This is a genomic window from Microbacterium sp. TPU 3598 (genome assembly GCF_002356155.1).
GTDB classification, from domain to species: domain Bacteria; phylum Actinomycetota; class Actinomycetes; order Actinomycetales; family Microbacteriaceae; genus Microbacterium; species Microbacterium maritypicum_A.
This window is the reverse complement of sequence record NZ_AP017975.1, coordinates 556,159-580,665: the sequence shown is the minus strand read 5'-3', so window position 1 is coordinate 580,665 and position 24,507 is coordinate 556,159. Positions and strand designations below refer to the sequence as shown.

Here is a 24,507-nt window from a genome sequence, read left to right as displayed (position 1 = left end):
GGATGGCAGCGGCCCCTGCGGATGTCAAGGCGGTGGATACCAGGACGCGAAGGGCGTTGACTGACGACATGAATCCCCTGTGGAAGCTCGACCGCACCCTGCCCGTCGGATCCCCCTTCGAACCCGGCGCGCACCACGACGTCGTCATCGTCGGCGCCGGGATCACCGGTCTCTCCACGGCGGTGATGCTCACCAGAGCCGGGCTCGACGTGGCCGTGATCGAGGCGGGCGAGGTCGCCGAGCTCGCGACGGGGGCCAACACGGGCAAGCTCTCCCTGCTGCAGGGTGGCCAGCTCGCGACGATCCGGCGCCATCATCCGGCTGCGCTCGTGCGCGCCTACGTCGACGCCAACCGCTCGGGCATGGAATGGCTGCTCGCATTCGCCGAGCTCGCAGGAGTCCCCTTCACACGACACACCGACCACTCGTACGCGCAGGGCCCTTCCGGCATCGACACGGTCGACGAGCAGCACTCCGCGGCTCGGGAAGCCGGATTGCCGACGCGATTGGCGTCGCCCACCTCACTCCCCGCGACCCCGTTCCCGGTGGCCGCCGCCGTGGCGCTCGACGAGCAGGTCGCGATCGACCCCGTGGCCGTTTGCCTCGCCCTCACCGAGGAGCTTCTCACCGGCGGCGGCACGCTCCACACCGGCGTTCGCGCGACGGGAACCCACGCGTTGGCCGGTCGCGTCGACACCGCGCACGGGCCGCTCTTCGCCGACCACATCGTGCTCGCGACGGGCACCCCGATCACCGACCGAGGTCTGTACTTCGCCAAGACTCGGGGGCTCCGGTCGTACTGCGTGTCCTTCCGCGTGCCGGACGGCGTTCCGGAGGGGACGTTCCTCTCGGTCGACGGACCGACGCGCTCCATCCGCCCGGTGACCGTCGCGGACGGCCCCGGTGGCGGCGCCCGACTGATCGTGGGCGGCAACGGGCACCCGGTCGGCCGATCCGGCGGCGAGAGAGCCGCGGTGGAGGACCTCGTCGCCTGGACGCAGCTGCACTTCCCCGGCGCGGAGGAGACGCACCGCTGGTCGGCGCAGGACTACGAGTCGCACGACCTGATCCCGTTCGTGGGGGCGATGCCGCGCGGCCTCGGCCGCATCCGCTTCGCGACGGGCTACGGGAAGTGGGGGCTGTCGAACGCCCCCGCCGCCGCGCAGCGCCTCACCTCCGAGATCCTGGGCACGCCCCGACGCGATCGCCCGACCTGGATCACCATGATCGGCACGCGTCTGACCGTGCCCGCCGACCTCGCTCGCGGTGCGGTCGAGGGCGGCAAGGTCGCGACGGCGCTCGCTTCCGGTTGGGTGGAGGCGGAGACCCGCCGCACGCCGGTGCCGCAACCGGCCGAGGGCCAGGGCGTGGTGGCGAATCGCGCAGGGCGCCCGGTCGCGGTCTCCACCGTCGACGGTGTGACGCGGGCCGTGAGCGCGGTGTGCACGCACCTGGGCGGCGTGCTCGCCTGGAACGACGCCGAGTGTTCGTGGGACTGCCCGCTGCACGCCTCGCGCTTCGCGCCGGACGGCACCCGCCTCGAGGGTCCGGCGCTGCGAGACCTCACTCCCCTGACGCCGGCGGACCCGGAGTGATGTCGCCGGCGGGAGGCGCGCCGTCCCACCCCTGCTGCGGCGTCTCCCCGTTCTCGCGGAACACGTACTGCGACACGAGCTTGCGCTGGCTGCTCGACCAGTCGATCGCGGGGCGACGCTGTTCCGGCGGCAGGTAGCCCAGCCGGTAGACGGCCATGAGTTCGAGATCGTCCGGCACCCGCAACAGCTGCACGATCTCGTCCCAGCGGCCCGGCACCTCCATCGGGAACGAGATGAACTGGATGCCCATGCCGAGTTCGACCGTGGTGAGCCAGACGTTCTCCATCGCCGCCCCCATGCTGAACACCGAATAGAACGACGAGAGCTGCCCCGGCCGGTACTCGCTGCGGTCGAGCATCACGCCCAGCAGCAGCGGCGACCCCGCCACGAGCTTCCGGTTCTCGGCACCGAGGGTCTTCGGCACTCCGAAGGTGTTCATGAGCGTCTGCCCGCGCTTGGTGAACACCTGGCTCGTGAACGGGCGGAGCGCGGCGGGCAGCTTGTCGAACAGCATCCCGCTGCGCTTCTCCTCCATCTCGGCCTGACTGAAGCGGAAGTACGGTTTGTACCGCTCGAAGAACGTGCCGTTCGACATCGCCTCGGTCATGCTCTCGCCCGAGATGCGGGCGATCTGCTCGATCGTTTCGCGGCTCTCGATCACCACGAACCGCCAGGGCTGACTGTTCAGCTGCGACGGAGCGCGGCCCGCGGCTTCGAGGAGGATGCGCTGATGATCCTCGGAGACGGGGTCGGGCAGGAATGCGCCGTTGGTGGTCTTGCGGCGGCGGATGGCATCGAGCAGTTCCATGCGTTTCACTTCCGGTCGGCGGCGGATCGCGAGAGCACCAGCCCTGCGACGATGAAGGGGGCGGCGGCGAGCGCGACCAGCGGATGCCGCCGGCTGTGCGTGCCGAGGTACGGGATGGCCGCGAGCGGCACGGCGGCGGGGAGCAGCCCGACCGCAGCGCGACGGCCACCCGTGCGCGGCCCCCGCGACCAGCCCGCCACGACGGCGACAGCCGAGGTCGCGCATGTCGCGATGTAGAGCGCGTGGTGCAGCCAGCGGAAGCGGCTGGTGTCGACCAGGCGCGCGGCGACGGATGCGCCGAGTGCGCAGTTCACGGCGTAGGCCGTGGCCGCAGCGGCGAACAGCGGCGCGTTGTTCGCGCGCTCACGGCGGTGGACCATGGCATGACCCTACGCCCGCGCCTGGGCCTCAGGCTCCCCCTTGCACGCGAGTGCGCCGGTCGGCTAGGCCGTGTGCCGGACGCGAACGACCCCCTCCTGCGCGGACATCGCTCAGGAGGGGGTCGGCTCGGTACGCGGCCTAGAGGTTGCCCTCCGCGTAGACGCGGAGCGCGTCGCGAACGAACTCCGCACCGTGCGTGCCGCCGGACGATGTCGCGTAGTTCGCGCCGAAGCGCGGATCCGCGACGTACATCTCGCCGAGCCCGATCACGTATGCCTTGACGTCTCCGCCGGGGACGGCGGCGGGTGTGCCCGGGATGCCCGTGAGCCACTCGACGTGGCGACGCGCGACCTCCTGGGCCGCGGGTGAAGCCGGATCGATGCCGCTCTCCGCGGCGGCGATCCAGTCGCGCCCGAGGTCGGACACGCGCTGCTGCCAGTCGGCGCGCGCGGCGTCCGTCATCCCGCGCCACCAGCTGTCGCTGTCGGCGTAGGCCTTCTTCCCCCAGCGTTCCTCGACTTCATCCTTGTGCTGCGTGTGGTCGAAGCCGTCGAACATGTTCTCTGCCATGAGGTTCTCACCTCCTCTCAATGCCGTGATGGTGGATTCGACCGACGCGATCTGACGCGCCAGCCGGGTCTGCTCGTCGCGCAGCAGCGCGAGATGGGTTTCCAGGGCCGATGCCTCGCTCGCTGCGGCATCGCTGTCCGATGCGGATCCCAGCACGTCCGCGATCTGCGGGAGACCGAGCCCCAATTCCCGCAGCAGCAGGATGCGCTGCAGACGCACCAGCGCCGGGCCGTCGTAGTGCCGGTAGCCGTTGTGCGCGACGCGCGAGGGCGGCAGCAGGCCGATGTCGTCGTAGTGCCGCAGTGTGCGGCTCGTGGTTCCGGCGAGGCGGGCGATCTCCTGGATCGACCAGTCATCCGTCTCCATACCGCCTCCTCTCGTTCGTGGTCGTGCGGTGATGTCTTGAACTCTAGAAGTTGACGATGCGTCAAGGTCAACATCTTTCAGCGAATATTCGCGCTCCCTTCTTGACAGGATCGAGATATATCGTGTTATCGTGGCAACACACGATATATCGTGACCCTCAACCCAGGAGAAGCAGACATGACCGAGAAGTGGCTCATCGCCCCCGGCGAGGAACGCGTCATCGACATCGAATCCGTCACCCGCCTCAAGGTGGGCCTCGTCGGTGGACAGGTCGACATCATCGCCCATGACGAACCGGGCATCCGCATCGAGGTGCACGGTGTCACCACCAAGGACCTGCGCATCGAATCCCACGACGGCGAGGTCGAGATCGACCACCCGCAGCTGGGCTGGGACAACTTCCTCGAGGTGTTCCGCAACTTCGGCTCCGGCGGTCCCCGCGCCGAGGTGAGCGTCGCGGTCCCCCGCGCGATCGCCCTGAACCTCGGTGTCGTCAGCGCCGGGGCTCTGGTCTCCGGACTCCGCAACGACGCCCGCCTCAACACCGTGTCGGGCGACATCATCGTCGACACCCTGATCGGCGACCTCACGGTCAACTCCGTGTCGGGCGACGTGCAGGTGCGCGGCCTCACCGGCTCGATCAGCGCGAACAGCGTCTCGGGCGATGTGGCCGTCACCGGTGCCGTGCGCCGGGCGACCGTCGACATCGTCTCGGGCTCCACGCTGGTCGACGCCGCGGGCGACGTGAACACCATCAACGTCAACTCGGTCTCTGGCGGCACCACCGTGCGCCTGGACGAGTCGCTCGCCGCGAACTACGTCATCCGGTCGCTGAGCGGACGCCTGCTGATCGACGGGGTCGAGCGCAGCACCTCGGGCCCCAGCAACTACACGGGCACGACCGGGGAGCTCGCCGGACGCTTCGTCGACCTGCGCGCGAACTCCGTCTCCGGGGGCGTGACGGTCCTCCGCCGCACCCCGGCATCGATCGCCGACGACCCGGAGTGGGAAGCATGAGCCCCGCGGTCTTCTCCCACGGCGATCTGCGCCTGTACCTGCTGTCGCTGCTCGCCGAGGCGCCGCAGCACGGCTACGGCATCATCCAGTCGCTCACCGATCGCACCGGCGGCACCTACACGCCGAGCGCCGGGACCATCTATCCCCGGCTCGCGAAGCTCGAGGAAGAGGGGCTGGTCACCAAGACCGTCGACGGCCGCACCACCATCTACTCCATCACCGAGGCTGGGCGGGCGGAGCTCGCGTCGCGCGAGGGCGACCTCGCCGGCATCGAAGCCGGCCTCACCGACTCGGTGCGACTGATCGCGAGCGAGGTGCGGCAGAGCGTCCAGGACGCGATGAAGAGCCTTCGCGCCGATCTGGCAGCGGCCGAGAAGGGCGAGCGCACGGCGGCGAAGAACCGTCCCCGCACGGCGACCGACGACTCCCGGCTCGTCAGCCGCGAGGAGATGCACCGCGCCGATGCCGTGATCAACGCCTTCCGCGCACGGGTGCGCACCGATCTGCGCACCCACATCGCGAAGGGCGGCACCCTCTCGCCCTCGGTCGTCACCGAGCTCGAAGCGGCGCTCGACACCGCCGCACGCGGTGTCACGGTCGCCCTGAGCACGCCACGCCCGTGATCGGTTCGGAGCCGGGTGCGGCACGTCCGCGGCAGGACGACGCTCGCCCGCGGGTGGAACCTCTTCTGCCGGGGCACGCGCGACCACCGCAGCTCCGCACCCCACCCGTCGTGCAGACGTCACCCTCCGCGCGACGTCACGGCATCGTCATCCACATGCGGTGACGCCGCACGAGAAGAGGCCCCACCGGCAATCGCCGACGGGGCCTCTTCTGCGTCCGGGGAACGGCCGCTACTTCTCGGGCCAGATCTCCTTCTGCTCGTCCGGCACCGACTCTCCGAGCGGCACGACCAGGATCGAACGATGCTGCCGGTGCGCGAGGCGCGCGGCCACCGATCCGGTGAAGAACTCCCTGATCGACTCGCCGATGCCACGCTTGCGTGTACCGACGACGATCAGCTGTGCGTCGAGCTTGTTGGCGAGCTGCTTGATCGCCAGAGCCGGATCGCCGACCAGCTGCCGCGCCGTCCAGGTGACGTCAGTGCCCGCGAGCAGCGTGGCCGCAGCGGCCTCGACCGCCTCGAACTCCGCGGCTCCGGCGTCGAAGTTGATGTCGATCGGAGCCGAGTGGACGTAGCCGTCCGGGTCCTCGTACGTCACGAAGCGCGTGACGTCGACGTGCGCGACCACGAGCGGTGCGCTCAGCAGTCGCGCGTAGCGGACGGCCTCATCGATCACGTGTCGGTCCTGGTCCAGCTGCATGCCGACGATGACGGCTTTCTGCAGTGCCGCATTCTGTGCGGCCTCGTCGGACGGAGTGGAGGTGTTGTCGGTCATGATGATCGTTCCCTTCACCGGCCTGGCATCAGCCAGAGGGTCGTACCCGCGTGCTATTCTGAATGCTACTCTTACCGGCGTTCAGCCGGTGTCGTGAAATGCATCGGGCCTGAACAGCCCGCAGCTTAACTCGTGAGGGGGTCTCGCGCATGGGCCGTGGCCGTCAGAAGGCGAAACACACCAAGATCGCCCGCGAACTCAAGGCGTACAGTCCGTCGGTGAACTACTCCGCTCTCGAGCGCGAGTTGGGTCATCCGACCGACGAAGACGCGTATGTCGACAAGTGGGCCGATGACTATGCCGACGAAGACGAGGACGAACTAGAGAAGGCCTGACCGCCCCTCTGTTCGTCGCACCCGCACCCCGTGCGGGTGTTTCGTCGTGCTCTGGCGCTGAGCTGATGTGCTCAGCGACAGAGCACCGTCTGTCATGCCCCGACGTCGCCAGCTGAGAGGATCTCCTCATGGCACACGTCGTCGCCCTCTACCGTCACCCGATCAAGGGACTCACCCCCGAGCGTCGGGACTCCCTGACCGTGCAGCCCGACGGCCGGATCACCGGCGATCGCGTGCTCGCCTTCCGGTTCGCGGATGCCGCCGAGCCGGAGGACCGCGACGGCTTCGACTACTGGCCCAAGGCCAAGGGGCTCGCCCTCCAGGACTTTCCCGCGCTCGCCGCCCTGCGCACGAGCTATGACGACGAGACCCGACGCATCCGCATCGAACACGCCGGCTCGGTGCTCGTCGAGGCGACCCTCGACGACGGCGGACGGCGCGAGCTGACCGATGCCGTCACCGACTTCGTCCTCGCGACCCCCGAGGGCCGTCGGCTGCGACGCCCCGGCCGACTCCCGCTCGCGCTCGTCGGTGACGGGGAGACGTCGCGCTTCCAGGACCGCCCGCGGGGCTACGTCTCGATTCACGGCCGAGCCAGCGTTCGCGCATTGGGGGAAGCCCTCGGGACGAACGTCGACGACCGACGCTTCCGCTCCAACGTGGTGATCGACGACGCCTCTCCCTGGAGCGAGCTCGAGTGGACCGGCCAGGTGCGCGTCGGCGACGTCGCCTTCCAGGCCGCCGGCCCCATCGTGCGCTGCCTCGCGACCCACGCGAACCCGGACACGGGCGTGCGGGATGCCAAGGTGCTCACCACCCTCACGAGCGCCTTCGCCCAGCAGGAGCCGACCCTCGGACGCCTGCTCCTGCCCGGCTGGGCACCGTCGGACGACGGCCGACCCCCGGGTGGTGGCGTGATCCGCGTCGGTGATGAGATCCACACCCACCGTGCATGATCGTCTCCCCGCGCGCACTGGATCGACCGTGGATGTCCTCACATGGGGCTTGTGAGCGCAAACATGCATCGCTTCAGAGACCGCTCCGCATCGGCCCGGAGTTCGCGATCACTCGTCGGAGGCGTAGCGGCCACGAATCTGCCCGGTGATCCAGCGATTGAGTGCGGCGGGATCACCGAGCGGCAGCCCCGTCCGCGGGTCCGGCGTCGCGTAGTCCGACGGTCCGAATTCCGCCAGGAAAGTCGGGCGACGGCCCTCGGAGCGCAGACGGTCGACGACGAGGTCCCACCATCCCCACTGCACCTCGACAGCGGACGCCCATCGCGGAGATCGCGGGTCATCGATCTGGGGGGATTGCGCGTGTCCGAATCGTGCGTGGATATGGTCGGCGCGGTTGACAGCCAGCGCCATGGCCTCGGGCTGATCCTGCAACAGCGACTCGGCGGAGACCATCCAGTGGGAGACGTCGAGCGTCAGCCGGAGGCCCGGATGCCTCTCGAGCAATCGCGCCGAGGAGTGCGCGGAGGGGAGCATCCGCGCACGATGCGTCTCGACCAGGATGTCCATGCCCGTCCGCTCGCGCTCGGCGACGATCCAGCCGGCGAGCGCGTCCAGGTCCCGCTCCCTCCAGTGGTCCCGACCGGCGTGCAGGGTGATGTGCAGCGGGGCGATGCCCTCGGCACCGATGGCATCCAATTGGAGCGCGAGCGCGCGGCGGTGCGCCTCAGGATCGGATTCGACGCTTCCGACGAGCAACGAGACCGGCGCACCGGTCTCGTCTATCGCCGCGACGAGCTCGCGCCGGGCGCTCGACTCCGAGGGAAGCCAGAGCTCCACCCCGTCGTAGCCTTCGCGGAGCGCGGTCTCGACCAACGCTCGCGGAGGCATCGCGGAGACCCAATCGTTCATCAGGACGAGCGGGCTTCGTGTCATCGGCAGATGTCCTCTCCGGTGGATCGGGGCATCGCCGCGAAACCGACGGTCGGCGTGTGCGTGTCAGAGCATGTCAGCGCTCCCTCGATGAGGCCGAGTATAAGCGTCACCGACTTCTTTTGTCGGTTGTGAGCGCAAACATTCTGTGGTTGGATGTGCTTGTGATCGACGGCGCCTCGGCGTCACCCCCGCCCAGGGCGATCCGCAGGAACATGACCTCAAAGAGGAGAACAGCATGGCAATCACCCCTCGCTTCACCCGCACCGCCGCGATCGTCGCGGTCGGCGCGGTGTCGGCCTTCGGCCTCGCAGCCTGCTCATCCGGCGACTCCGGTGACAGTGGCGCCAGCGACGAGCCCATCACGATCGAGTACCTGCACCGCCTGCCCGACGGCGAGGGCATGACCCCCGCTTCCGAGATCGTCGACCGCTGGAACGCCGAACACCCCGACATCCAGGTGAAGGCGACGAAGTTCGACGGCAAGTCGAGCGACTTGATCCTCAAGCTCGAGACCGACGTGAAGGCCGGCAACGGACCCTGCCTCGCGCAGACGGGCTACTCGGAGGTCCCGCAGCTGTTCGTCAAGGGACTGCTGCAGGACGTCGCGGACGAGGCGAAGAAGTACGAGGACGACTTCTCGGCCGGTGCGTTCAGCGGCATGAAGGTCGGCGACGCCATCGTGGGCCTCCCGCAGGACACCGGGCCCCTCGTCTACTTCTACAACGAGGCCGAGTTCACGGCGCTGGGCCTCGACGCGCCGAAGACGCTCGACGACCTCACGGCCGACTCCGCCGCAGCGGCCGCCGCGGGCAAGTACATCACCGCGTTCACACCGGATGAGGCTCAGAACTGGCTCTCCGCCCAGTCGGCCGCGGCCGGCGACACCTGGTTCAGCACCGCCGGTGACGAGTGGAAGGTCGACGCCGAGGGCGCAGGCTCCGAGCGGGTCGCCGCGTTCTGGCAGGGCCTGCTCGACGGCAAGCAGACGTTGGCGACCGAGCGCTGGGGCGAGGGCTTCACCGCCGCGCTCAACGACGGCAGCCTCATCGGCCACGTCGGAGCCGCGTGGGAGGCCGGGTTCCTCCTCGATTCGCTCGACGGCACACCGGCCGAAGGGCAGTGGCGCGTCGCCCAGCTTCCCGACTTCGGCGCGGGTGCCATGAGCGGCCCTGACGGCGGTTCCGGCGTCTCGGTGATGAAGGGCTGCGAATACCCCGCCGAAGCGATGGAGTTCAACGACTGGTTCAACACGCAGGTCGACGACCTCGCATCGCAGGGCCTCGTCGTCGCCGCCAAGGGCGACGTGGAGACCCCCGAGAAGATGCTCCGCCAGTTCGGCGGTCAGGATGTGCTCGCCGAATTGAGCACGGCCACCGAGAATCTGAACCCCGACTTCCCCTACGCACCGGGCTTCTCGACGCTGTCGAAGATGAACGAGACCGCCGCTGCGGCCGTCGCCGGCACGGCATCGGTGGCCGACATCTTCACCACCGCGCAGGACACCGCCGTCTCCTCCCTGAAGGACCTCGGCCTCCCGGTCGCAGAGTGAGTCGACGAGAAGGCATCATCGGATGATCGACGGCGGAGTGCACGCGCAATCGTGCACTCCGCCGTCGTCTTGACCTCGAGAGGCGACACCATGGTCACAGTGACCGAAACGCGAGGTGCGGCACCGGCGCCGACATCGCGCATCCCCGCGGATCCCACCCGCCGGCGCCGGTTCGGGACCCGACGCGAAGGTCTCACCGGATGGCTGTTCATGGCACCGTTCGCGGTGCTGTTCGTGCTGGTCTTCCTGGTGCCGATCATCGTGTCGATCCGCTCGTCGTTCTTCGCGCAGGTGCCGTCAGGAGACGGACTCTACGGCGGCGGCGAACTCGTCGACACGTTCGTCGGTCTCGAGAACTTCGTCACCGCCGCGACCAACGGCGCGTTCTGGACGGGCATGGGTCGCGTCGTCCTCTATGCCGCACTGCAGATCCCCGTGATGATCTTCGTCGCGCTCGGCCTCGCCCTGCTGCTGGACTCGTTCATCGTGCGCCGTCCCACGCTCTTCCGGCTCTCGTTCTTCCTCCCGTACGCGGTTCCCGGCATCATCGCGGCGATGATGTGGCTCTACCTCTACACGCCCGAGGTGTCGCCCTTCCTGCCCTTCCTCCCCGAAGGCACCGACTTCATGGCACCGGGCACGATCCTGTTCTCGATGGCGAACATGACGACGTGGACCTACACGGGCTACAACATGCTGATCTTCCTGTCGGCGCTGCAGGCTGTTCCGCGCGACCTCTATGAGGCGGCACGCCTCGACGGCGCATCCGGATTCCAGATCTCGATGCGCATCAAGGTACCGCTGGTGCGCGGGGCCGCATTGCTCGCCGTGCTCCTGTCGATCATCGGCACCATCCAACTGTTCAACGAGCCGGTGGTGCTGCAGGCCGCGAACTCGTGGATGGGCAAGGACTTCACCCCGATGATGCTCACCTACAACACGATGATGGGCGAGATCTCACCGTCCGGCAGCGGCCCGGCATCCGCATACTCCCTGCTCATGGCTCTGATCGCGGGCGTGCTCGCGATCGTGTACGCGCTGCTGCAGCGCCGGAAGGGCGACGCATGACCACCACGCGCCTCATCACCACCGAGCCATCCACGCGCCGACGCCCCCGTCGCCCGCGCGACGTGGATGCTCCGCCGCCCTCGATCGCCCCGACCCCGGTCGCGCGCGCGTTCGGCATCATCGCGCTCGTGATCGCGACGCTGTACTTCCTGGTGCCGGTGTACTGGCTCATCGTCGCCTCCACGAAGAACAACACCGACCTCACCTCGACCTTCGGCTTCTGGTTCGCCGACTGGAACCTCGGCACCAACTACGACAGCCTGATGAACTGGACCCAGGGTCTGTTCTGGCGCTGGGTCGGCAACTCGATGCTCTACTCGGTGAGTGCGGGCGTCATCGGCACCCTGTTCGCCGTGATGGCCGGTTACGCGATCGCGAAGTTCGCGTTCCCCGGCAAGCGCATCGCCGTGGGCGTGATCATGGCCGGGCTCCTGCTCCCGGTGGCGCTGCTGACGGTGCCGCTGTACATCGAGTTCCAGGCGCTCGGACTGACCAACACCGTCTGGGCGATCATCATCCCCTCGGCGGTGTCTCCGTTCGGTGTCTTCCTCGGCATGGTCTACGCCCAGTCGTCGGTGCCGACCGAACTGCTCGAAGCGGCTCGCATCGACGGCGCCGGCGAGGCCCGCATCTTCTTCACGATCGTGATGCGCCTGCTGGGGCCGGCGATGGTGACGATCTTCCTGTTCATCTTCGTCGCGACGTGGAACAACTTCCTGCTTCCCCTCATGATGATCTCGAGTCAGGATCTGAAGCCGGTGACCCTCGGTCTCTACGGCATGGTGAGCTACTTCGCCCCGGACAAGGGTGCGGTCATGCTCGGCGCCCTGCTCGGCGTCATCCCGCTCGTGCTGCTGTTCTTCGCCCTGCAGAAGTACTGGCGTTCCGGTCTCGCCGCCGGCGCGGTCAAGGGCTGATCCCCCGTCTCATCCCTCACGTCCGCCCTCGGCCCATCGGCCGAGGGCGGACGTCTGCGCGCGGTGGATGTGCGGTGCTGCGTGGCTGCGGGGTGTGCGGGGGTTGCGGGGTGTGCGGGGGCTGCGGGGTGTGCGGGGGCTGCGGGGTGTGCGGCGTCGGAGGGCAAGCCGGGTCGGAGGCTCAGCGAGCGCACGGGAAGCTGGCGAGCGCACGGAATCTCCACGCGTACAAGCCGTGCACTCGACAACGAGCCGTGGACTCGGCGGGGCGAGGCGGGTGGACGCGGGGCGAGGGCGGGTGGACGCGAGGCGGGCGGACGCGAGGCGGGCGGACGCGGGGCGGGCGGACGCGGGGCGGGGCGGGCGGACGCGGGGCGGGGCGCGGTAGAGACGGCGAACGGCCCGGAGGAGCACTCCGGGCCGTTCGGGCGGTGCGTCAGCTCAGTCGGCGTCTCCGCAGCCAGAGGACGAGGCCGAGCGTGATCGCGGCCAGACCGGCGACCGCCGCCCCTGCCCAGATGGCTCCGTCTGCACCGGTCGTCGCGAGGCCACCGGCGCTAGCGGCAGCACCGGCCGTGACCGTGAGGTCCCCGCGCGCCAGCTCCACGCCCTGGGCGTCGGTCGCGACGAGAGCGTGGGCTCCAGCCGGCGTCGCCGCGGGAATCGAGACCGTGGCCACGGCGTCGCCGTCGGCGGACACCGTCACCTCGCCGATCCGCACCGGCTCGGAATGCAGCCACAGCTGCACCACCGCGTCCGGCTCGAACCCGCTCAGCTGCACGGTCAGACTCCCTCCCGCCACCACCGAGCCGATGGAGGCCGTGACGGTCGCCTTCTTCCCCGGCTTCGCCTTCTTGACCTTCAACGGAGCGCTGGCGAGTTCCGCACCGGACGCGTCCTGGACGATCACCCGGTGCTTCCCGAGCGAGGCGTCGGTGGGGATCAGCAGTCTCGTCGACAGCGCGCCCTTCTCATCGACCGTCGCATCCGTCAGCTTCGCGCCGTCGAGCCACACCGACACCGTCGAGCGCGGACCGAAGCCCGTGAGCGCGACGCCCACCGTCTCCCCGGCGCGCACCGAGTCGGTGTCGAGACCGATCTTCGGATCGATCGCCGGGTTGCACGCGCTCAGGTCGTCGGCCGGACGCGTCGCGGGCGCATGGCCCGCCTGCGGAGCCGAGGAGCCGTAGACGGCCATCTCGGCCACCGAGGCGAACTGCGTCCCCGAGATCGATGAGGTCGCGGTGACCCGGATGTAGCGGGCTGTGGTCTCGGCGAAGTCCACGTCCTGCCAGTCGGCGAGGTTCTGCCACTCCCCCGACGTGACCGGCGTGTACGCCTGCCCGTCCGCGGAGACCGCGACCTCATAGCCCTTGATCGGCCCGTTCTGGTTCGCGTTGCGACGCAGGTACGAGATGCCGTCGATCTTCTCGGCGGCACCGAGATCGAAGGTCATCACGTGCGGATACGAGGTCGCGTCGACGCTCCATCGGCTGTGCCAGAAGGTGCCGGCGTTGCCGTCGATCATGTTGGCGGCGGCGCCGTCTTCACCGGCTGTCTCCTCGGAGCTCGCCGACACCGTGATCTGCGAGTTGGGGATGCGTGCCCGCGAGGACACCGACACCTCCTGCGTCGTGCGGACGGTGCGCACGTCGCAATCCGCGAGGTACGTCGCCGCGATCCCGATTCCGATGCCCGTACCGGCTGCGGCTGCCGGCGCGGTGATCAGCCACGTGGTGTCCACACTGTCCCCGGGAGCGACCGTCTCGAACAGGTTCGATGAGCCGTCGGCGACCTCCACCGCGTACCCCTCCGGCAGCTCGAGCTGCACGCCGATGTTCTCGACGGCGATGGACTCGCTGTTCGTGAAGGTGGTCGTGAACGCGGTCTGCGCACCGGGGCTCAGGACGCCCGCTTCGCCCGACACGGTCGCGCACGGGGTGCCGCCGGTGGTGGGACCGAGGTCGATGACGGTGAAGTCGTCGAGCACGAAGTCCACTTCCGGCCCTCCCACCCGCTCGAGTCCCACCCAGGTGTAGTCGCCGCATCCGACGACGACGTCCTGCGAGAACTGTGCCGTCTCCAGCGCCTGGGTGATCCCCGTGCGGCTGAGCGTGGTCGACGTGACCTTGCCACCCGCCACGGAATCCGTCCCGGTGAGCCAGCGGTATGCTCCGCTCGCCCCGGCCTGGTAGTCGAAGCCGATCCGGTAGGAGTGCCCTGCCTGCAACGGCACGAGCGTCGGGTCGGTGCGATATATCAGACCGCTGTACTCCGAGTGCGACATCAGCGAGTGATCCCCCGACAGGGTGGAGTCGACCGCGAGCCCGGCCAGTGCCCCCGAGTCGAACGGGATGGCGGTGTTCCGCCATTCGCTCGTCGTGTAGGGCTCGTTGCGGCGCGAGATGCTCGTGCGGATGCCGCCGGGGTCGCCTGCGAAGACGAACGGCCCCCAGCCGGCCTGGTTGCCCTCGAAGTCGTTCGAGTAGACGGTGCCCTCGGAACGAGGCGAAGTCGTATCGCGCATGATGCGCGCGTTGTCGACCCGCACCTTCGGCTCACCCGCCACGGCGGACACGGAGACATCCACCTGACCGGACGCCGGTGCCAGGAAGGAGACCGATCCTCGCTGGTATCCCAGCCCGGCCTTCGAGTCCGACACCATGCGGTTCTCCGTCGGGGAGAGGTTCCAGGTGGCCGGAACGACCCCGTTCCCCGTGTCGACCGCCACCGTGACGTCTCTCGTCGCCGTCGGCTCGATCTGCACCTGGGCCGAGAACGAGTACCGCTCTCCCGGCTTCAGGCCGGTGACGGTCTGGGTGATGGACGATGCGGCAGCGCCGAGCACAGCGATGTTGTCGCCGCGGGACTCGGTCTTCGCCGTTCCCTGATCCGTGCGCTCGATCGTCACCTCGCCTCGCGGGTTCCAGACGTCGAGCGAACCGGAGTTGAAACCCGGGTCATCGAGACCGGCGTCGTGGTAGTCGACGGCTGCGCGCTGCGCCCCGCCCTGCGGCACCACGACATAGGCCGTGCCCTTGTCTCCCGTGAGCGTGAGCTCACCGCCCGTCGCGTTGACCGTGCCGACCTTGACGCGTCCCTGGTCGCCGAGCTCGAAGACGTCGAAGGCCGTGTTGCCGCGGAAGGCGTCGGTGAGACCGAACGTCTTCTCGCCGCCGGATGCGGAGTAGAAGTACATCTTGTCGGCGTCGACGGGCGACCCGGCCTGCTCGTTCGACTCCAGCGACTGCCACGGCAGCAGGTACGAGTCGCCTCGCAGCACCGTCGCCCCGTCCATCGTGACGACCCTGGTGCTTCCGTCCATGCGCACGGCGACGTCATCCGTCAGCGTCGCCTCGGCACCCGCCTCGTACGTGAGCAGATCGAAGTGCTGCAGGAACTTCGTCGGCAGGCTCTGCGTCCAGATGTTGCCCATGAAGCCGTCCCAGTTGCGGTTGCCCTGCCATCCCTCGGCGTCGATCAGCCGCTGCTGGCCCAACAGGGCGTCGTCGTTCCAGATGTCGGCCTGTCCGTTCTGGATGAAGCGCACCATGGTGGAGTTGATGCCCTTGTTGTCCTTGCCGCCGTAGGCGAGGTCGTTCGGCCAGTGCGACCAGACCGTGTTGTCGACGAACTTGTCGCCCCATTCGGTCGCGACTTCGAGGTCCATGCCGTTCAGCTCGTCCGCGAGCTCTTCGGCGACCCAGCCGTTGGAGTAGTAGACGTCGATGTAGACACCGCTGAGCCCCGGTACCTCGTCACGCAGCTGCTGGAAACGATCGAGCACACGACCCGTGCCGAGGTCTGCCTGCTGATTGATGTAGTACGACTGGTCGAGCCATGCCCACCCCTTCTTGTACGGGGCGCCGCCGTCGAGGATCGCCGGGTCGAAGGCGTTGGCCTGGGGGTAGATCTCCGTGGCGTTGACGTGCACGCTCATGTCGGCGTTGAGCTTCGCGCCCTCGTCGACGAGGGTGTTCAGGTCGTCGAGACCTCCGGCACGCTCGTTGTAGTTTCCGCCGTAGTCGGTGTTCGCCGAGTCGTGGCCCTCGCTGCCGTAGCCCTTGTTGAGCACCCACTGGCCGAGGCCGTCGGTCTGGTTCGCGATGCGCTTGGTGTTGTCGAGCACGAGGTCGAAGTAGTTCGTCGCACTGGACGCGAAATTGAAGGGGATGCGGCTGACGACACGCTCCGCGACCCGGTCGGCACCGAGACGCGGGGTGTCGACCTCGCGATAGCGGATCGCCGCGTCCTGCCAGTCGACGGTCGCGTCGCCGTTGCGGTCGGCGGCGAGGAGGACGGTGACCTGGGGCAGGGCGTAGGTGGTGACGCGGCTGTCGACGGCGGTGGTGGGGTGAACCAGCCAGGCGCTGGATCCGATCTCGGCCGTGCGCCCCGATGCCTCGGTCACGCGCGTGGTCAGGCGGGTGTTCCAGGAGGCGGTCCCCCCGGAGGCCTGGGTCGTCGCATTGGTGATCACGCTGCCGACCAGCGCTCCGTTGCCGAGGAACGCGAATGCCGCCCCTTTCTGGCCGGTCGCCGTGGATGCGTTCACCGCGATGTGCTCGTCGGCGTTCTTGGTGCTGTCAGGACTGATCACCGTGCGATCCAGCGCCGCCCCGCCGTCCGCAGCGCTCGCGGAGAGGAACGCGTTGTCCGGGAGCCCGAGCGAGGTCACGGTGGCCGAGCCTTCGACGGCGGTGACCTCGAACCCGACGGTGCCGTTCTTCGCGACGCGGATGCTGCTGCGCACCGTGACGTCGATGCCGGTGAGCTTCGACACGTAGTCGACTCCGGTCGCGGAGGAGGTCGAGGTGGTCTCCGACGGGTAGCTCGTCCCGTTCACGGACCAGGTCTTCGCGGAGGTGCGCTGCCCGGTGATGCTGTCGTCCCCCACCCGGTACTCGGCGATGCGGGGGAACTCGGTCGAGACGACCGCAGTCGTGCCGCCGTCGGCGATCTCGACCTTCTCGTCGGTGTCGGGGACCTCCGGCTCGGTGACGATGGGAGGCAGCTCCTGGTCCGACAGGATCTCGATCTCACCCCCACCGGCACCATTGCCGGTCATGTCCTGCGCATCGATGATCAGCAGCGCGACGTACCGACCCTCGACCGCGGTGTCGAGCGAGATGCGCTGCTTCTCACTGTTCGACGTCGGCGCGTGCAGGGTCGCCGTCGCGACCGCGGCCCCCCACCCGCCGTCCGCCGGCGAGAGGGTGGCAGCCTGGGCGTCGTCGGTCACGTAGACCTCGACATTCTTCGCGTCGATCCGCTGTCCGAGCTTGCCCGAGTAGTCGAGCGCCTTGACGGAGACGGAGCGCTGGAGGTCGATGGACAGCCAGTGCGGGAACGGCGCCTTCTCCGTGTAGCGCGAGACCCACTGCGTACCGAAATCACCATCGAAGGCGGCGAGCGCCGTGCCGTCGACCGATGGCGGAGCCGGGTAGGGGTCCGATTCGCTCGACACCCCGTGCAGGCGGTAGTCGGTCTTGGGGACGGGGATCAGATCGGCAGCCTGCGCAGCCGGCGCCTGGATGAGCACGCCGCCGAACGCGAGCGCCGTCGCCAGCAGGGAGCTGAGGGCGACGGCCGCGCGGGGCGGTCGGGAAGGTTTCGACACGTCTTGCCTCTCGGTCGGAGCGACGTCCGGGAGCACAGACGCCCCGATGCGTCGCAGATGATCATCGATGACACACCTCGATGTTTGCGCTATCACAATATGCAGACGGAGTCTGGTATATCAAGGCTCCGTTATAAGCGAGCGCAAACATTGGCCAAAAGTCATCCGCCACAAACGAGAAGAGCCGCCCCGCGCACACGGTGCGAGGCGGCTCTTCTGACGTTCCGGCTCAGGAGCCGATGAACTCCTCGGTCTCTCCGAAGGAGGGCTCCTCACGGATCTCGACCTTCGATCCAAGGCCATCGGTATCGAGCACCACGATCTCGTTGCGGCCGACCTTCCAGAGCGGTGCCGGCGCGTAGAGCGTCTCCTGCGGTCCGACTTTCCAGTACCGCCCCAGGAGGAACCCGTTCAGCCAGACCATCCCCTTCGATCCCGCGGGGAACGCCAGCCAGGCATCGAGCGGCTCGGCGACGTCGAACGAGGCGACGGCGAGGCCGTCGGAGGCGTCCGCCGGCAAGCCGGAAGCCGCCGAGCGGGGAGTCGCCAAGTGGGTAGTCGCCGAATGCGCGGTCACGGCAGGAGCATCCTGCGGGATGAGGCGATGCGTCCACCCGTTGACGAGCCGGCGGCCGATCATCACGCCGCGCATGATGCCCTTGCCCTCACCCGTGTACGGACCGTAATTGATGCGCCCGAGACTCTCGACCACGATCGTGAGCCGCCCGGCGCCGCCGCCTACGGGCAGGGAGAGCGAGGTATCGCCATCGCGCTCGAGCACGCCGAGCCGCAGCCCGTCGAGGGACACCACGGCACGGTCATGCAGTCCGTCGATCGTGAGCACGGCCTCGGCGGGAAAAGACACGTCCGCCTGATACGCGACCAGACCGTCTTCAGCACCGAGCTCTTCGAACGTGCGCGGTCGCGGCGAGACGTCGCCGGTCACGGGGAGAGTCGCGATCAGCTCCCCCAGCGAAACCCGTGGTTCGAGCGGTGCGGTCGCGGCGCTCTGCCGCTGCGGATCGGCGGGGATCGGAGGGAGCTCACCCGCATGGAACGGCGCGAACATCGACCGCAGCGCATGGAACTTCTCGTTCAGCGTGCCGTCTTCGCCGATCGGTGCATCCGAGTCGTAACTGGTGACCGTCGGCTGCAGCACCTGGTCATGGTTCGCCCCGTTCCAGAGGCCGAAGTTCGTGCCGCCGTGCGCCATGTAGAGGCTCACGGATCCGCCCGCAGCCAGCAACTCCGCGATCGTGCCGCCGGTGCTCGCGGCGGAGCGCACGTGGTGCCGTTCGCCCCAGTGGTCGAACCAGCCGCCCCACAGCTCGCTGCACATGAGCGCATCGCCCTCGCGACGCAGCTCGACCGCCCGCGCGACGCCGGTACCGAAGGTGAAGGTCGCCATCGCACCCGGCACACTGCCGTGCTCGATCATGTCGCCGGTGATGCCGTCGGCGGTCGTGAGCATCTCGACCATCCCGCGGCGACGGAGCCCATCGCGCAGGTGTGCGAGGTAGGCGGAATCGCTGCCGAACGAGCCGTACTCGTTCTCGATCTGGATCGCGACGATCGGTCCGCCGTGCGACGCCTGCAGCGGAACGAGGCGGGGGATCAGCGCGTCGTACCACGCATCGACCGCCGCGAGGAAGCCGGCGTCGCTGGTGCGCAGCGCCGCGACCCGCCCCGACAGCCAGAACGGGATGCCGCCGTTGGACCACTCGGCGCAGATGTAGGGACTGGGGCGGAGGAAGACATCGAGTCCGACGTCTCCGGCGAGGCGGATGAAGCGCTCGATGTCGCGCCAGCCGTCGAAGCGCGCATCCCCCTCGACGCGCTCATGGAAGTTCCAGGCGACATACGTGTCGACCGTGTTCGCGCCCATCGCGGCGAGTCGACGGAGGCGGTCCTCCCACTGGTCGGGATGGACGCGGAAGTAGTGGATCGAGCCCGCCAGGATGCGGTGGGCGGCGCCGTCGCGGAGAATCTCCCCGTCGCGCCAGGTCATGGTGGGCGCGCCGATCGGCGACGCGGCGGCCGGGGCGTCGACGGCGACGGAAGAGTCGTCGAGAGCCGAGGCGAGAAGGTCAGACATAGCGCTCCAAGCACGAGTGTTTGCGTTCACATTATCGCATCACACGACTCGCCGCCTCCTGGATTCACGCCGATTGATCGCTACCATTGAGCACATGTCACCTCGTCGCCCGAGAGACGACCGCGCCCCCAGCCAGGTCGATGTCGCCCAGCTCGCCGGAGTCTCCACGCAGACCGTGTCGCGCGTCATGTCCGGGCAGGACAACGTGCGCCCCGACACCGCCAGGCGCGTGCTCGCAGCGGTCGAAGAGCTCGGCTATCGCGTGCACGCCGCCGCCGCATCCCTCGCCTCCGGCCGCACCCGTGTGCTCGGTGTGATCGTCGTCTCGACCGACCGATACTCGTCAGCGGCCCTCGGTGTCGGCATCCAGCAGGCGGCTGCGGCGAACGGATACACCGTCTCGACGGCGGCCGTCGCCGACCATGCGTCGGCCGAGGCGTTCCTGGAGGCCTTCGACCGGCTGGAGCGTCAGGGCGCGGAAGGCATCATCCTCGGGGTGCCGGTCGAGCTCGAGAGTCCGGCCATGCGGGCGCGCACCGAACGCACCCCCGCAACCCGCAGCGAGCGCACCTCTCTCGACGAAGACGCCCCTCTCGCCGTCGACCAGCGCGCGATCGCGCGTCTCGCCGTCGAGCACCTGCTCGATCTCGGGCACAAGACCGTCTGGCACGTCTCCGGCGACGACTACTGGACCGAGACGCAGCAGCGCAGCGAGGCGTGGGAACAGACGCTCCGCGACCGCGGAATCGTTCCCCCGCCGCTGATCCCCGCCGACTGGACGCCCGAGTCGGGCTACCGCGCCGGTCGCACGATCGCGGCCATCCCCGAGGCCACGGCCGTGTTCGTCAGCAGCGACGAGATGGCGTTCGGACTGATCCGCGCGCTGCACGAGGCCGGTCGCAGCGTTCCCGACGACGTCTCGGTGGTGAGCGTCGACGACATCGCCCTCGCCGCCTACGCCTCCCCCGCGCTCACCACGGTCCGCCAACCCTTCGAGGCGATGGGCCGCGCGGCCGCGCTCCGGGTGATCGCTCAGATCGAGGGACACGATGCGGTCGGCGAGATGCCCTCCACCGACCCTCAGCTCATCGTGCGCTCGTCCACCGCACCGCCGCGCTCCGCGTAGCGCCAGGCGCATCCGCGACCCCCTCCCGCCCGCCTCATCGCGAGACAGAACTCATCGCGAGACCGAAAGCGAATTGATGCAACTGGCACCGAAGGCCGTGGTCGTCGCCGTTCTGCGGAGCGCAATACTCTGGGCGATACTCCTCATCGCTGCAGTCGGGCTCGTGCTCGGCATCCCTGCGATGCGGATCCCCATCGTCTTCGCGGTCCTCGGACTCGCCATAGTCGTCGCGCTCATCGAGCTCACCTGGCTGACGCCGGCTGCTGTGCGGAGCTTTCGATACTCCGTCTCCTCTGACGGGATCCATACCTCGGAGGGCGTCGTCTTCCAGCGAGAGAACTTCTTGCCGATGCAGCAGATCCTGATCGTCGAGCGGCGCCAGGGACCGATCATGCGGTCCGTCGGGCTCGTGAAGGTCCGATTGCGGGTTCCCGGATCGTACGTCGACATCGACGGTGTCACCGACGACGCCTTCATCGATCTGCAACGCGAAGTCCGATCGGCCCATGCTCCCGATGCTCATGGTTAGAAGGAACAGCCGCGTCATGATCGCGATCGTCGGTGTTCGCGCCCTCCTCGGCGGCATCGTCGGCACCGCCGTCTCCCTTCTCATCAGCGCACTGGTCGGCAAGCCCGTGCCACTCGTGGTGTATCTGATCCTGCTCGTCGGGTTCGTCGTGCGACTCGTCTTCGCGGTTGCCGAGTGGCGGAGCACGACGTATCAGCCCCTCGAATCCGAGCTCACGTACCGGTCAGGTTATGTCAGCTCGAGTTCGCTGCAGGTGCCCTGGTCGAGTGTGCGGGGCGTCTATGTCGAAACCCCCTGGCTTCTGCGCCTGTTCGGGCGATCCGAACTCCGAGTCGCCCACGGTACGGGGCAGGCGAACGACATCCATTTCAGAGCACTCGCCCCTGCGGCGATCGCAGAACTCCGCACCCATATCGAAAGCTCCCGCGAGGCGGGCGCCCGCGATGTCGACTTCTTCGACGACACGGAGGAGTTCACGGGCGCCGAGATCTGGCTGTACGCCTTCACGCATTCGCGGTGGTACGTCATCTTCCCCCTCGCCATCGCCGCGATCGGATTGCTCTCGCAGTTCTTGGAACGCGACATCATTCAGACTTCCCTCTTTCTCTGGGAACGACTGATCCGGTTGCCGGTCGCGATGATGGTGGTCGCCCTGGCAGGCACGTGTGCGCTGGCGATCGCGACAGGGGTCATCTCCAGGATGGTGGAGATGTCGAACTTCCGGATCCGGCGGACGGCGGAACTGATCGAGACCCGACAGGGACTGCTGTCGACCAGGACGCGCACGATCGATTGCGCTGACATCACCCTGCTCGATCTGCAGCAGCCCGTTCTGTTTCGTCTGGCTCATCGCAGCATCGTGCGCGTGTCGGGCGGATCGGGTGAGGGAGACCCACAGAACTTCTTGTCTCCTCATGCCACGGCCCGAGAAGCGACTTCAGCGATTCAGAGTGTCTTCCCGAATCATCGGCAGGGCACACTCATCGCGCGGTCGAGGCTCTTCGGCGTGATCGCCATCGGTGCGATCTGGATCGGGGCGATCATCATCGTCCAGTCGTTGATCGGAGCGGCGTGGTCGGTGGTAGCAGGCACAGCTCTGATCATCGTCATCGCGTTGTGGAGCGTGCGCGCACCGTCCCGGTTCTTCCTCTCACCCGACGGGGTCGTGGAGATCCATCGAGGAATCCTGTTCCGTAGGCGGCTTCTCTTCCGAGCTTCTTCGATCCTTCACTACGAATCCGTCGTCAGCCCCGTGGGCCGATGGCTCCCTGCGAACACGATGAAGGTCACCGTTGCCGACAGAGGCACACGAGAGATCTCGATGAGGGCTGTCCCACTGAGAGAGCTACGCGCGTTGGTCCAGGCGCTGACCCAGCTGAAGAGCGTGGGGACATATCGATACAGCCGGATTCCCGACGTGACCGAAGACACGACAGACGACGTCACCGCCGCCCCTCCGACGTCGACAGAAGCTGTTCTCACCCGCCCCACACCGCCCGGGCGCCGGCCTCGCCGATGAGCACGATTATGACCGTGCTCCCTGCGCCGCTCACCACGGCCAATGCGGCCAGAATCATGCGCGCTGTCCTGCGAGGCCCCTCGGTGAAGCGGCACCAGCACCACTGCACCGCGGCGACGACGAACATCGCCAGCGCCCATGGCCACAGGAGCCCGCCGAGAGCCGCATGATGGACGACGGCCGGCACCGGTCCCACCTGCTGCGCCAACGCCTCACCCGCGAGCATCGTGATGGGCACGAGCACCAGCACGACCAGCGCGGCGATCGGTGTGACGACGCCGAGCCTCTTGCGCGCGGCGGGCAGGAAGGCGCCGAGGATCAGTGCCAGCGCCGTGAGCGGCACGAGGATGACCACCGCGTGGACGATGAGCGGATGCAGCGGGAGGCCGTCGATCTCGAAGAGGTCCATACTCAGGACACGGGATGACATCGCGCGAGGTTCAGATGAACTTCTCGCCCGGCTGTCTCGTGTCTTCGGAGAGGACCGAAGGAGGTGGCGGATGCCGAAGGATGATGCGGCGCGTCTCGGCGCGCTCTACGACGCGCATGCGGCACCGATCTGGCGCTATGTCGTGCACCTCACCGGGGATCGAGCGGGTGCCGACGACGTGGTCCAGGAGACGCTGCTGCGCGCCTGGCGCACTCCGCGGATCCTCGCCGACGATCCAGAATCGACACGATCCTGGATGTACACGGTCGCCCGACACCTGGTCGTGGACGAGGTGCGCAGCGCCCACCACCGCCGGGAGATCACGACGGATGAACCCCCGGACTCCGCCATGCGAGACGCGACAGACGCCATCTTCGATGCGATCCTCATCGAAGAGGCGCTCTCGGCCCTCTCCGAGGCGCATCGCGAGGTCGTGATCCGCGCGTACTACCGAGGGCTCACCGTGTCGGAGATCTCCGACGAGCTGACGATCCCGGAGGGAACCGTGAAGTCGAGGCTGCACTACGGCCTGCGCGCGCTGCGTCTCGGGCTGCAGGAGAAGGGAGTGACGCGATGAACGCCGACCACGGGCGCTATGCCGACGGGGATGCCGCCTACGTACTCGGAGCTCTCAGCGCCGCCGATCGCGCCGAATACGAGGCGCACCTCTCGCAGTGCGCCGAGTGCCGCGCGGCCATCGCCGAGATCACGCCGATCCCCGGCCTGCTCTCCCGGGTACCCCCCGAGCGGGCGGAATCGCTGCTGCAGGCAGCGGGTGTCGAGACTCCGGCCCCGGAGCACCGCGCGCGCGTGCTGTCCCTGGCCACCGAGCGCGCCCGACGCCGTCGCCGTGCGCGGATCGTCGGCATCGCCGCAGCCGCCGCGATCGTGGTGGCCACCGTGGCGGTGCCCGTGATCTCTACTCTGCGTCCACCGTCGACCACGATCGCGCTCGAGCAGCTTCGAGACGCGCCGCTGACCGCATCCGTCAGCCTCACCGATGTCGCCTGGGGAACCCGACTCGACATGATCTGCGACTATGGCAGCGAAGGCGACGCGCCCGCGGATGGATGGGCCTACGCGCTGGTGGTGGTGAGCGACGACGGCACCGAGAGCGTGCTGTCGACCTGGCGCGCGCACCCCGGAACCACGGCGCGCCTGAGCGCCGGCACCGAACTCCCGGCGTCCGACATCGCCGCCGTCGAGATCCGTGCCGTCGACTCCGGAACCGTGCTGATGCGATCGGCGCTCGACGGACCCTGAACCTTTCCCCGTCGCCTCTCGTGTACCCCA

The 24,507-nt window shown here is 68.4% G+C and carries 21 protein-coding genes; 13 read left to right on the top strand and 8 right to left on the bottom strand.

Going from position 1 to position 24,507, the window contains the following annotated elements:
* Positions 1-68: 68 nt before the first annotated feature.
* Complete coding sequence (locus tag MST3598_RS02660) at positions 69-1,595, top strand: FAD-dependent oxidoreductase (protein WP_029265269.1); 1,527 nt, start codon at positions 69-71, stop codon at positions 1,593-1,595.
* Here MST3598_RS02660 and MST3598_RS02655 read toward each other — a convergent pair.
* The 3 genes from MST3598_RS02655 to MST3598_RS02645 all read right to left on the bottom strand — a co-directional run bounded on the left by MST3598_RS02655 (position 1,564) and on the right by MST3598_RS02645 (position 3,720).
* Positions 1,564-2,403: a nitroreductase family protein gene (locus MST3598_RS02655; protein WP_029258386.1), complete on the bottom strand. Its 840-nt coding sequence runs from the start codon at positions 2,401-2,403 to the stop codon at positions 1,564-1,566. The genes MST3598_RS02660 and MST3598_RS02655 overlap by 32 nt on opposite strands.
* Before the next feature lie 5 nt (positions 2,404-2,408).
* The gene (locus MST3598_RS02650) at positions 2,409-2,783 is read right to left on the bottom strand and encodes a hypothetical protein (RefSeq protein ID WP_021201496.1); all 375 of its coding nucleotides are present in this window, start codon (positions 2,781-2,783) and stop codon (positions 2,409-2,411) included.
* 139 nt (positions 2,784-2,922) lie between these two features.
* Positions 2,923-3,720 carry a MerR family transcriptional regulator gene (locus MST3598_RS02645; protein ID WP_029259533.1) on the bottom strand — a complete coding sequence of 266 codons (798 nt, stop codon included), beginning with the start codon at positions 3,718-3,720 and terminating at the stop codon, positions 2,923-2,925.
* Positions 3,721-3,897: 177 nt separating this feature from the next.
* Between MST3598_RS02645 and MST3598_RS02640 the strand changes: the two genes are divergently transcribed.
* Positions 3,898-4,737: a DUF4097 family beta strand repeat-containing protein gene (locus MST3598_RS02640; protein ID WP_029259534.1), complete on the top strand. Its 840-nt coding sequence runs from the start codon at positions 3,898-3,900 to the stop codon at positions 4,735-4,737.
* On the top strand, positions 4,734-5,360 hold the full coding sequence (locus tag MST3598_RS02635; protein WP_029259535.1) for a PadR family transcriptional regulator: 627 nt from the start codon (positions 4,734-4,736) through the stop codon (positions 5,358-5,360). Before MST3598_RS02640 ends, MST3598_RS02635 begins: the two co-directional genes overlap by 4 nt.
* A gap of 231 nt (positions 5,361-5,591) precedes the next feature.
* Here the strand turns inward: MST3598_RS02635 and MST3598_RS02630 are convergent, their stop codons facing one another.
* Positions 5,592-6,137 carry a universal stress protein gene (locus MST3598_RS02630; RefSeq protein WP_029259536.1) on the bottom strand — a complete coding sequence of 182 codons (546 nt, stop codon included), beginning with the start codon at positions 6,135-6,137 and terminating at the stop codon, positions 5,592-5,594.
* A gap of 149 nt (positions 6,138-6,286) precedes the next feature.
* On the opposite strand from MST3598_RS02630, the gene MST3598_RS02625 reads away from it, so the two are divergent.
* Both MST3598_RS02625 and MST3598_RS02620 read left to right on the top strand, forming a co-directional pair.
* Positions 6,287-6,472, top strand: a complete 186-nt coding sequence (locus MST3598_RS02625; protein ID WP_029259537.1) for a DUF3073 domain-containing protein — start codon at positions 6,287-6,289, stop codon at positions 6,470-6,472.
* A 128-nt stretch (positions 6,473-6,600) separates the two neighbouring features.
* A complete protein-coding gene (locus MST3598_RS02620; protein ID WP_029259538.1) occupies positions 6,601-7,428 on the top strand; it encodes an MOSC domain-containing protein in 828 nt (275 codons plus the stop codon).
* Between the two features lie 108 nt (positions 7,429-7,536).
* On the opposite strand, the gene MST3598_RS02615 is transcribed toward MST3598_RS02620, so the two are convergent.
* Positions 7,537-8,361 (bottom strand): sugar phosphate isomerase/epimerase family protein, encoded by an 825-nt coding sequence (locus MST3598_RS02615; RefSeq protein WP_051671083.1) that lies wholly within the window; start codon positions 8,359-8,361, stop codon positions 7,537-7,539.
* A gap of 235 nt (positions 8,362-8,596) precedes the next feature.
* Between MST3598_RS02615 and MST3598_RS02610 the strand changes: the two genes are divergently transcribed.
* The 3 genes from MST3598_RS02610 to MST3598_RS02600 all read left to right on the top strand — a co-directional run bounded on the left by MST3598_RS02610 (position 8,597) and on the right by MST3598_RS02600 (position 11,895).
* Complete coding sequence (locus MST3598_RS02610; protein WP_036271649.1) at positions 8,597-9,910, top strand: ABC transporter substrate-binding protein; 1,314 nt, start codon at positions 8,597-8,599, stop codon at positions 9,908-9,910.
* A gap of 90 nt (positions 9,911-10,000) precedes the next feature.
* Positions 10,001-10,978 (top strand): carbohydrate ABC transporter permease, encoded by a 978-nt coding sequence (locus MST3598_RS02605; RefSeq protein WP_029259541.1) that lies wholly within the window; start codon positions 10,001-10,003, stop codon positions 10,976-10,978.
* Positions 10,975-11,895, top strand: coding sequence for a carbohydrate ABC transporter permease (locus tag MST3598_RS02600; protein WP_029259542.1), 921 nt, complete (start codon positions 10,975-10,977; stop codon positions 11,893-11,895). Before MST3598_RS02605 ends, MST3598_RS02600 begins: the two co-directional genes overlap by 4 nt.
* 436 nt (positions 11,896-12,331) lie before the next feature.
* Here MST3598_RS02600 and MST3598_RS02595 read toward each other — a convergent pair whose 3' ends face one another.
* On the bottom strand, positions 12,332-17,515 hold the full coding sequence (locus MST3598_RS02595; protein ID WP_029259543.1) for an endo-alpha-N-acetylgalactosaminidase family protein: 5,184 nt from the start codon (positions 17,513-17,515) through the stop codon (positions 12,332-12,334).
* A gap of 229 nt (positions 17,516-17,744) precedes the next feature.
* Positions 17,745-19,610 (bottom strand): glycoside hydrolase family 35 protein, encoded by a 1,866-nt coding sequence (locus MST3598_RS02590; RefSeq protein WP_029259544.1) that lies wholly within the window; start codon positions 19,608-19,610, stop codon positions 17,745-17,747.
* 94 nt (positions 19,611-19,704) lie between these two features.
* On the opposite strand from MST3598_RS02590, the gene MST3598_RS02585 reads away from it, so the two are divergent.
* From MST3598_RS02585 to MST3598_RS02575, 3 genes are all read left to right on the top strand, one after another.
* Complete coding sequence (locus tag MST3598_RS02585; RefSeq protein ID WP_021199181.1) at positions 19,705-20,736, top strand: LacI family DNA-binding transcriptional regulator; 1,032 nt, start codon at positions 19,705-19,707, stop codon at positions 20,734-20,736.
* 76 nt (positions 20,737-20,812) lie between these two features.
* Positions 20,813-21,265 (top strand): PH domain-containing protein, encoded by a 453-nt coding sequence (locus MST3598_RS02580; RefSeq protein ID WP_029259545.1) that lies wholly within the window; start codon positions 20,813-20,815, stop codon positions 21,263-21,265.
* Between the two features lie 16 nt (positions 21,266-21,281).
* On the top strand, positions 21,282-22,784 hold the full coding sequence (locus MST3598_RS02575; protein WP_029259546.1) for a PH domain-containing protein: 1,503 nt from the start codon (positions 21,282-21,284) through the stop codon (positions 22,782-22,784).
* Here MST3598_RS02575 and MST3598_RS02570 read toward each other — a convergent pair.
* A complete protein-coding gene (locus MST3598_RS02570; protein ID WP_442922160.1) occupies positions 22,744-23,214 on the bottom strand; it encodes a DUF2231 domain-containing protein in 471 nt (156 codons plus the stop codon). The genes MST3598_RS02575 and MST3598_RS02570 overlap by 41 nt on opposite strands.
* 70 nt (positions 23,215-23,284) lie before the next feature.
* On the opposite strand from MST3598_RS02570, the gene MST3598_RS02565 reads away from it, so the two are divergent.
* Together MST3598_RS02565 and MST3598_RS02560 are read left to right on the top strand one after the other, a co-directional pair.
* Entirely contained in the window at positions 23,285-23,791 is a 507-nt protein-coding gene (locus tag MST3598_RS02565) for a sigma-70 family RNA polymerase sigma factor (protein WP_021199185.1), read from the top strand.
* On the top strand, positions 23,788-24,477 hold the full coding sequence (locus MST3598_RS02560) for an anti-sigma factor family protein (protein WP_021199186.1): 690 nt from the start codon (positions 23,788-23,790) through the stop codon (positions 24,475-24,477). The genes MST3598_RS02565 and MST3598_RS02560 overlap by 4 nt, the downstream gene beginning before the upstream one ends.
* Positions 24,478-24,507 lie beyond the last annotated feature (30 nt).

What these genes read in the sequence shown, in the direction of transcription:
- MST3598_RS02660 (WP_029265269.1), top strand. Translation starts at nt 69, where the DNA reads ATGAATCCCCTGTGGAAGCTCGACCGCACCCTGCCCGTCGGATCCCCC.
- MST3598_RS02655 (WP_029258386.1), bottom strand. Translation starts at nt 2,403, where the DNA reads ATGGAACTGCTCGATGCCATCCGCCGCCGCAAGACCACCAACGGCGCA.
- MST3598_RS02650 (WP_021201496.1), bottom strand. Translation starts at nt 2,783, where the DNA reads ATGGTCCACCGCCGTGAGCGCGCGAACAACGCGCCGCTGTTCGCCGCT.
- MST3598_RS02645 (WP_029259533.1), bottom strand. Translation starts at nt 3,720, where the DNA reads ATGGAGACGGATGACTGGTCGATCCAGGAGATCGCCCGCCTCGCCGGA.
- MST3598_RS02640 (WP_029259534.1), top strand. Translation starts at nt 3,898, where the DNA reads ATGACCGAGAAGTGGCTCATCGCCCCCGGCGAGGAACGCGTCATCGAC.
- MST3598_RS02635 (WP_029259535.1), top strand. Translation starts at nt 4,734, where the DNA reads ATGAGCCCCGCGGTCTTCTCCCACGGCGATCTGCGCCTGTACCTGCTG.
- MST3598_RS02630 (WP_029259536.1), bottom strand. Translation starts at nt 6,137, where the DNA reads ATGACCGACAACACCTCCACTCCGTCCGACGAGGCCGCACAGAATGCG.
- MST3598_RS02625 (WP_029259537.1), top strand. Translation starts at nt 6,287, where the DNA reads ATGGGCCGTGGCCGTCAGAAGGCGAAACACACCAAGATCGCCCGCGAA.
- MST3598_RS02620 (WP_029259538.1), top strand. Translation starts at nt 6,601, where the DNA reads ATGGCACACGTCGTCGCCCTCTACCGTCACCCGATCAAGGGACTCACC.
- MST3598_RS02615 (WP_051671083.1), bottom strand. Translation starts at nt 8,361, where the DNA reads ATGACACGAAGCCCGCTCGTCCTGATGAACGATTGGGTCTCCGCGATG.
- MST3598_RS02610 (WP_036271649.1), top strand. Translation starts at nt 8,597, where the DNA reads ATGGCAATCACCCCTCGCTTCACCCGCACCGCCGCGATCGTCGCGGTC.
- MST3598_RS02605 (WP_029259541.1), top strand. Translation starts at nt 10,001, where the DNA reads ATGGTCACAGTGACCGAAACGCGAGGTGCGGCACCGGCGCCGACATCG.
- MST3598_RS02600 (WP_029259542.1), top strand. Translation starts at nt 10,975, where the DNA reads ATGACCACCACGCGCCTCATCACCACCGAGCCATCCACGCGCCGACGC.
- MST3598_RS02590 (WP_029259544.1), bottom strand. Translation starts at nt 19,610, where the DNA reads ATGTCTGACCTTCTCGCCTCGGCTCTCGACGACTCTTCCGTCGCCGTC.
- MST3598_RS02585 (WP_021199181.1), top strand. Translation starts at nt 19,705, where the DNA reads ATGTCACCTCGTCGCCCGAGAGACGACCGCGCCCCCAGCCAGGTCGAT.
- MST3598_RS02580 (WP_029259545.1), top strand. Translation starts at nt 20,813, where the DNA reads ATGCAACTGGCACCGAAGGCCGTGGTCGTCGCCGTTCTGCGGAGCGCA.
- MST3598_RS02575 (WP_029259546.1), top strand. Translation starts at nt 21,282, where the DNA reads ATGATCGCGATCGTCGGTGTTCGCGCCCTCCTCGGCGGCATCGTCGGC.
- MST3598_RS02570 (WP_442922160.1), bottom strand. Translation starts at nt 23,214, where the DNA reads ATGTCATCCCGTGTCCTGAGTATGGACCTCTTCGAGATCGACGGCCTC.
- MST3598_RS02565 (WP_021199185.1), top strand. Translation starts at nt 23,285, where the DNA reads ATGCCGAAGGATGATGCGGCGCGTCTCGGCGCGCTCTACGACGCGCAT.
- MST3598_RS02560 (WP_021199186.1), top strand. Translation starts at nt 23,788, where the DNA reads ATGAACGCCGACCACGGGCGCTATGCCGACGGGGATGCCGCCTACGTA.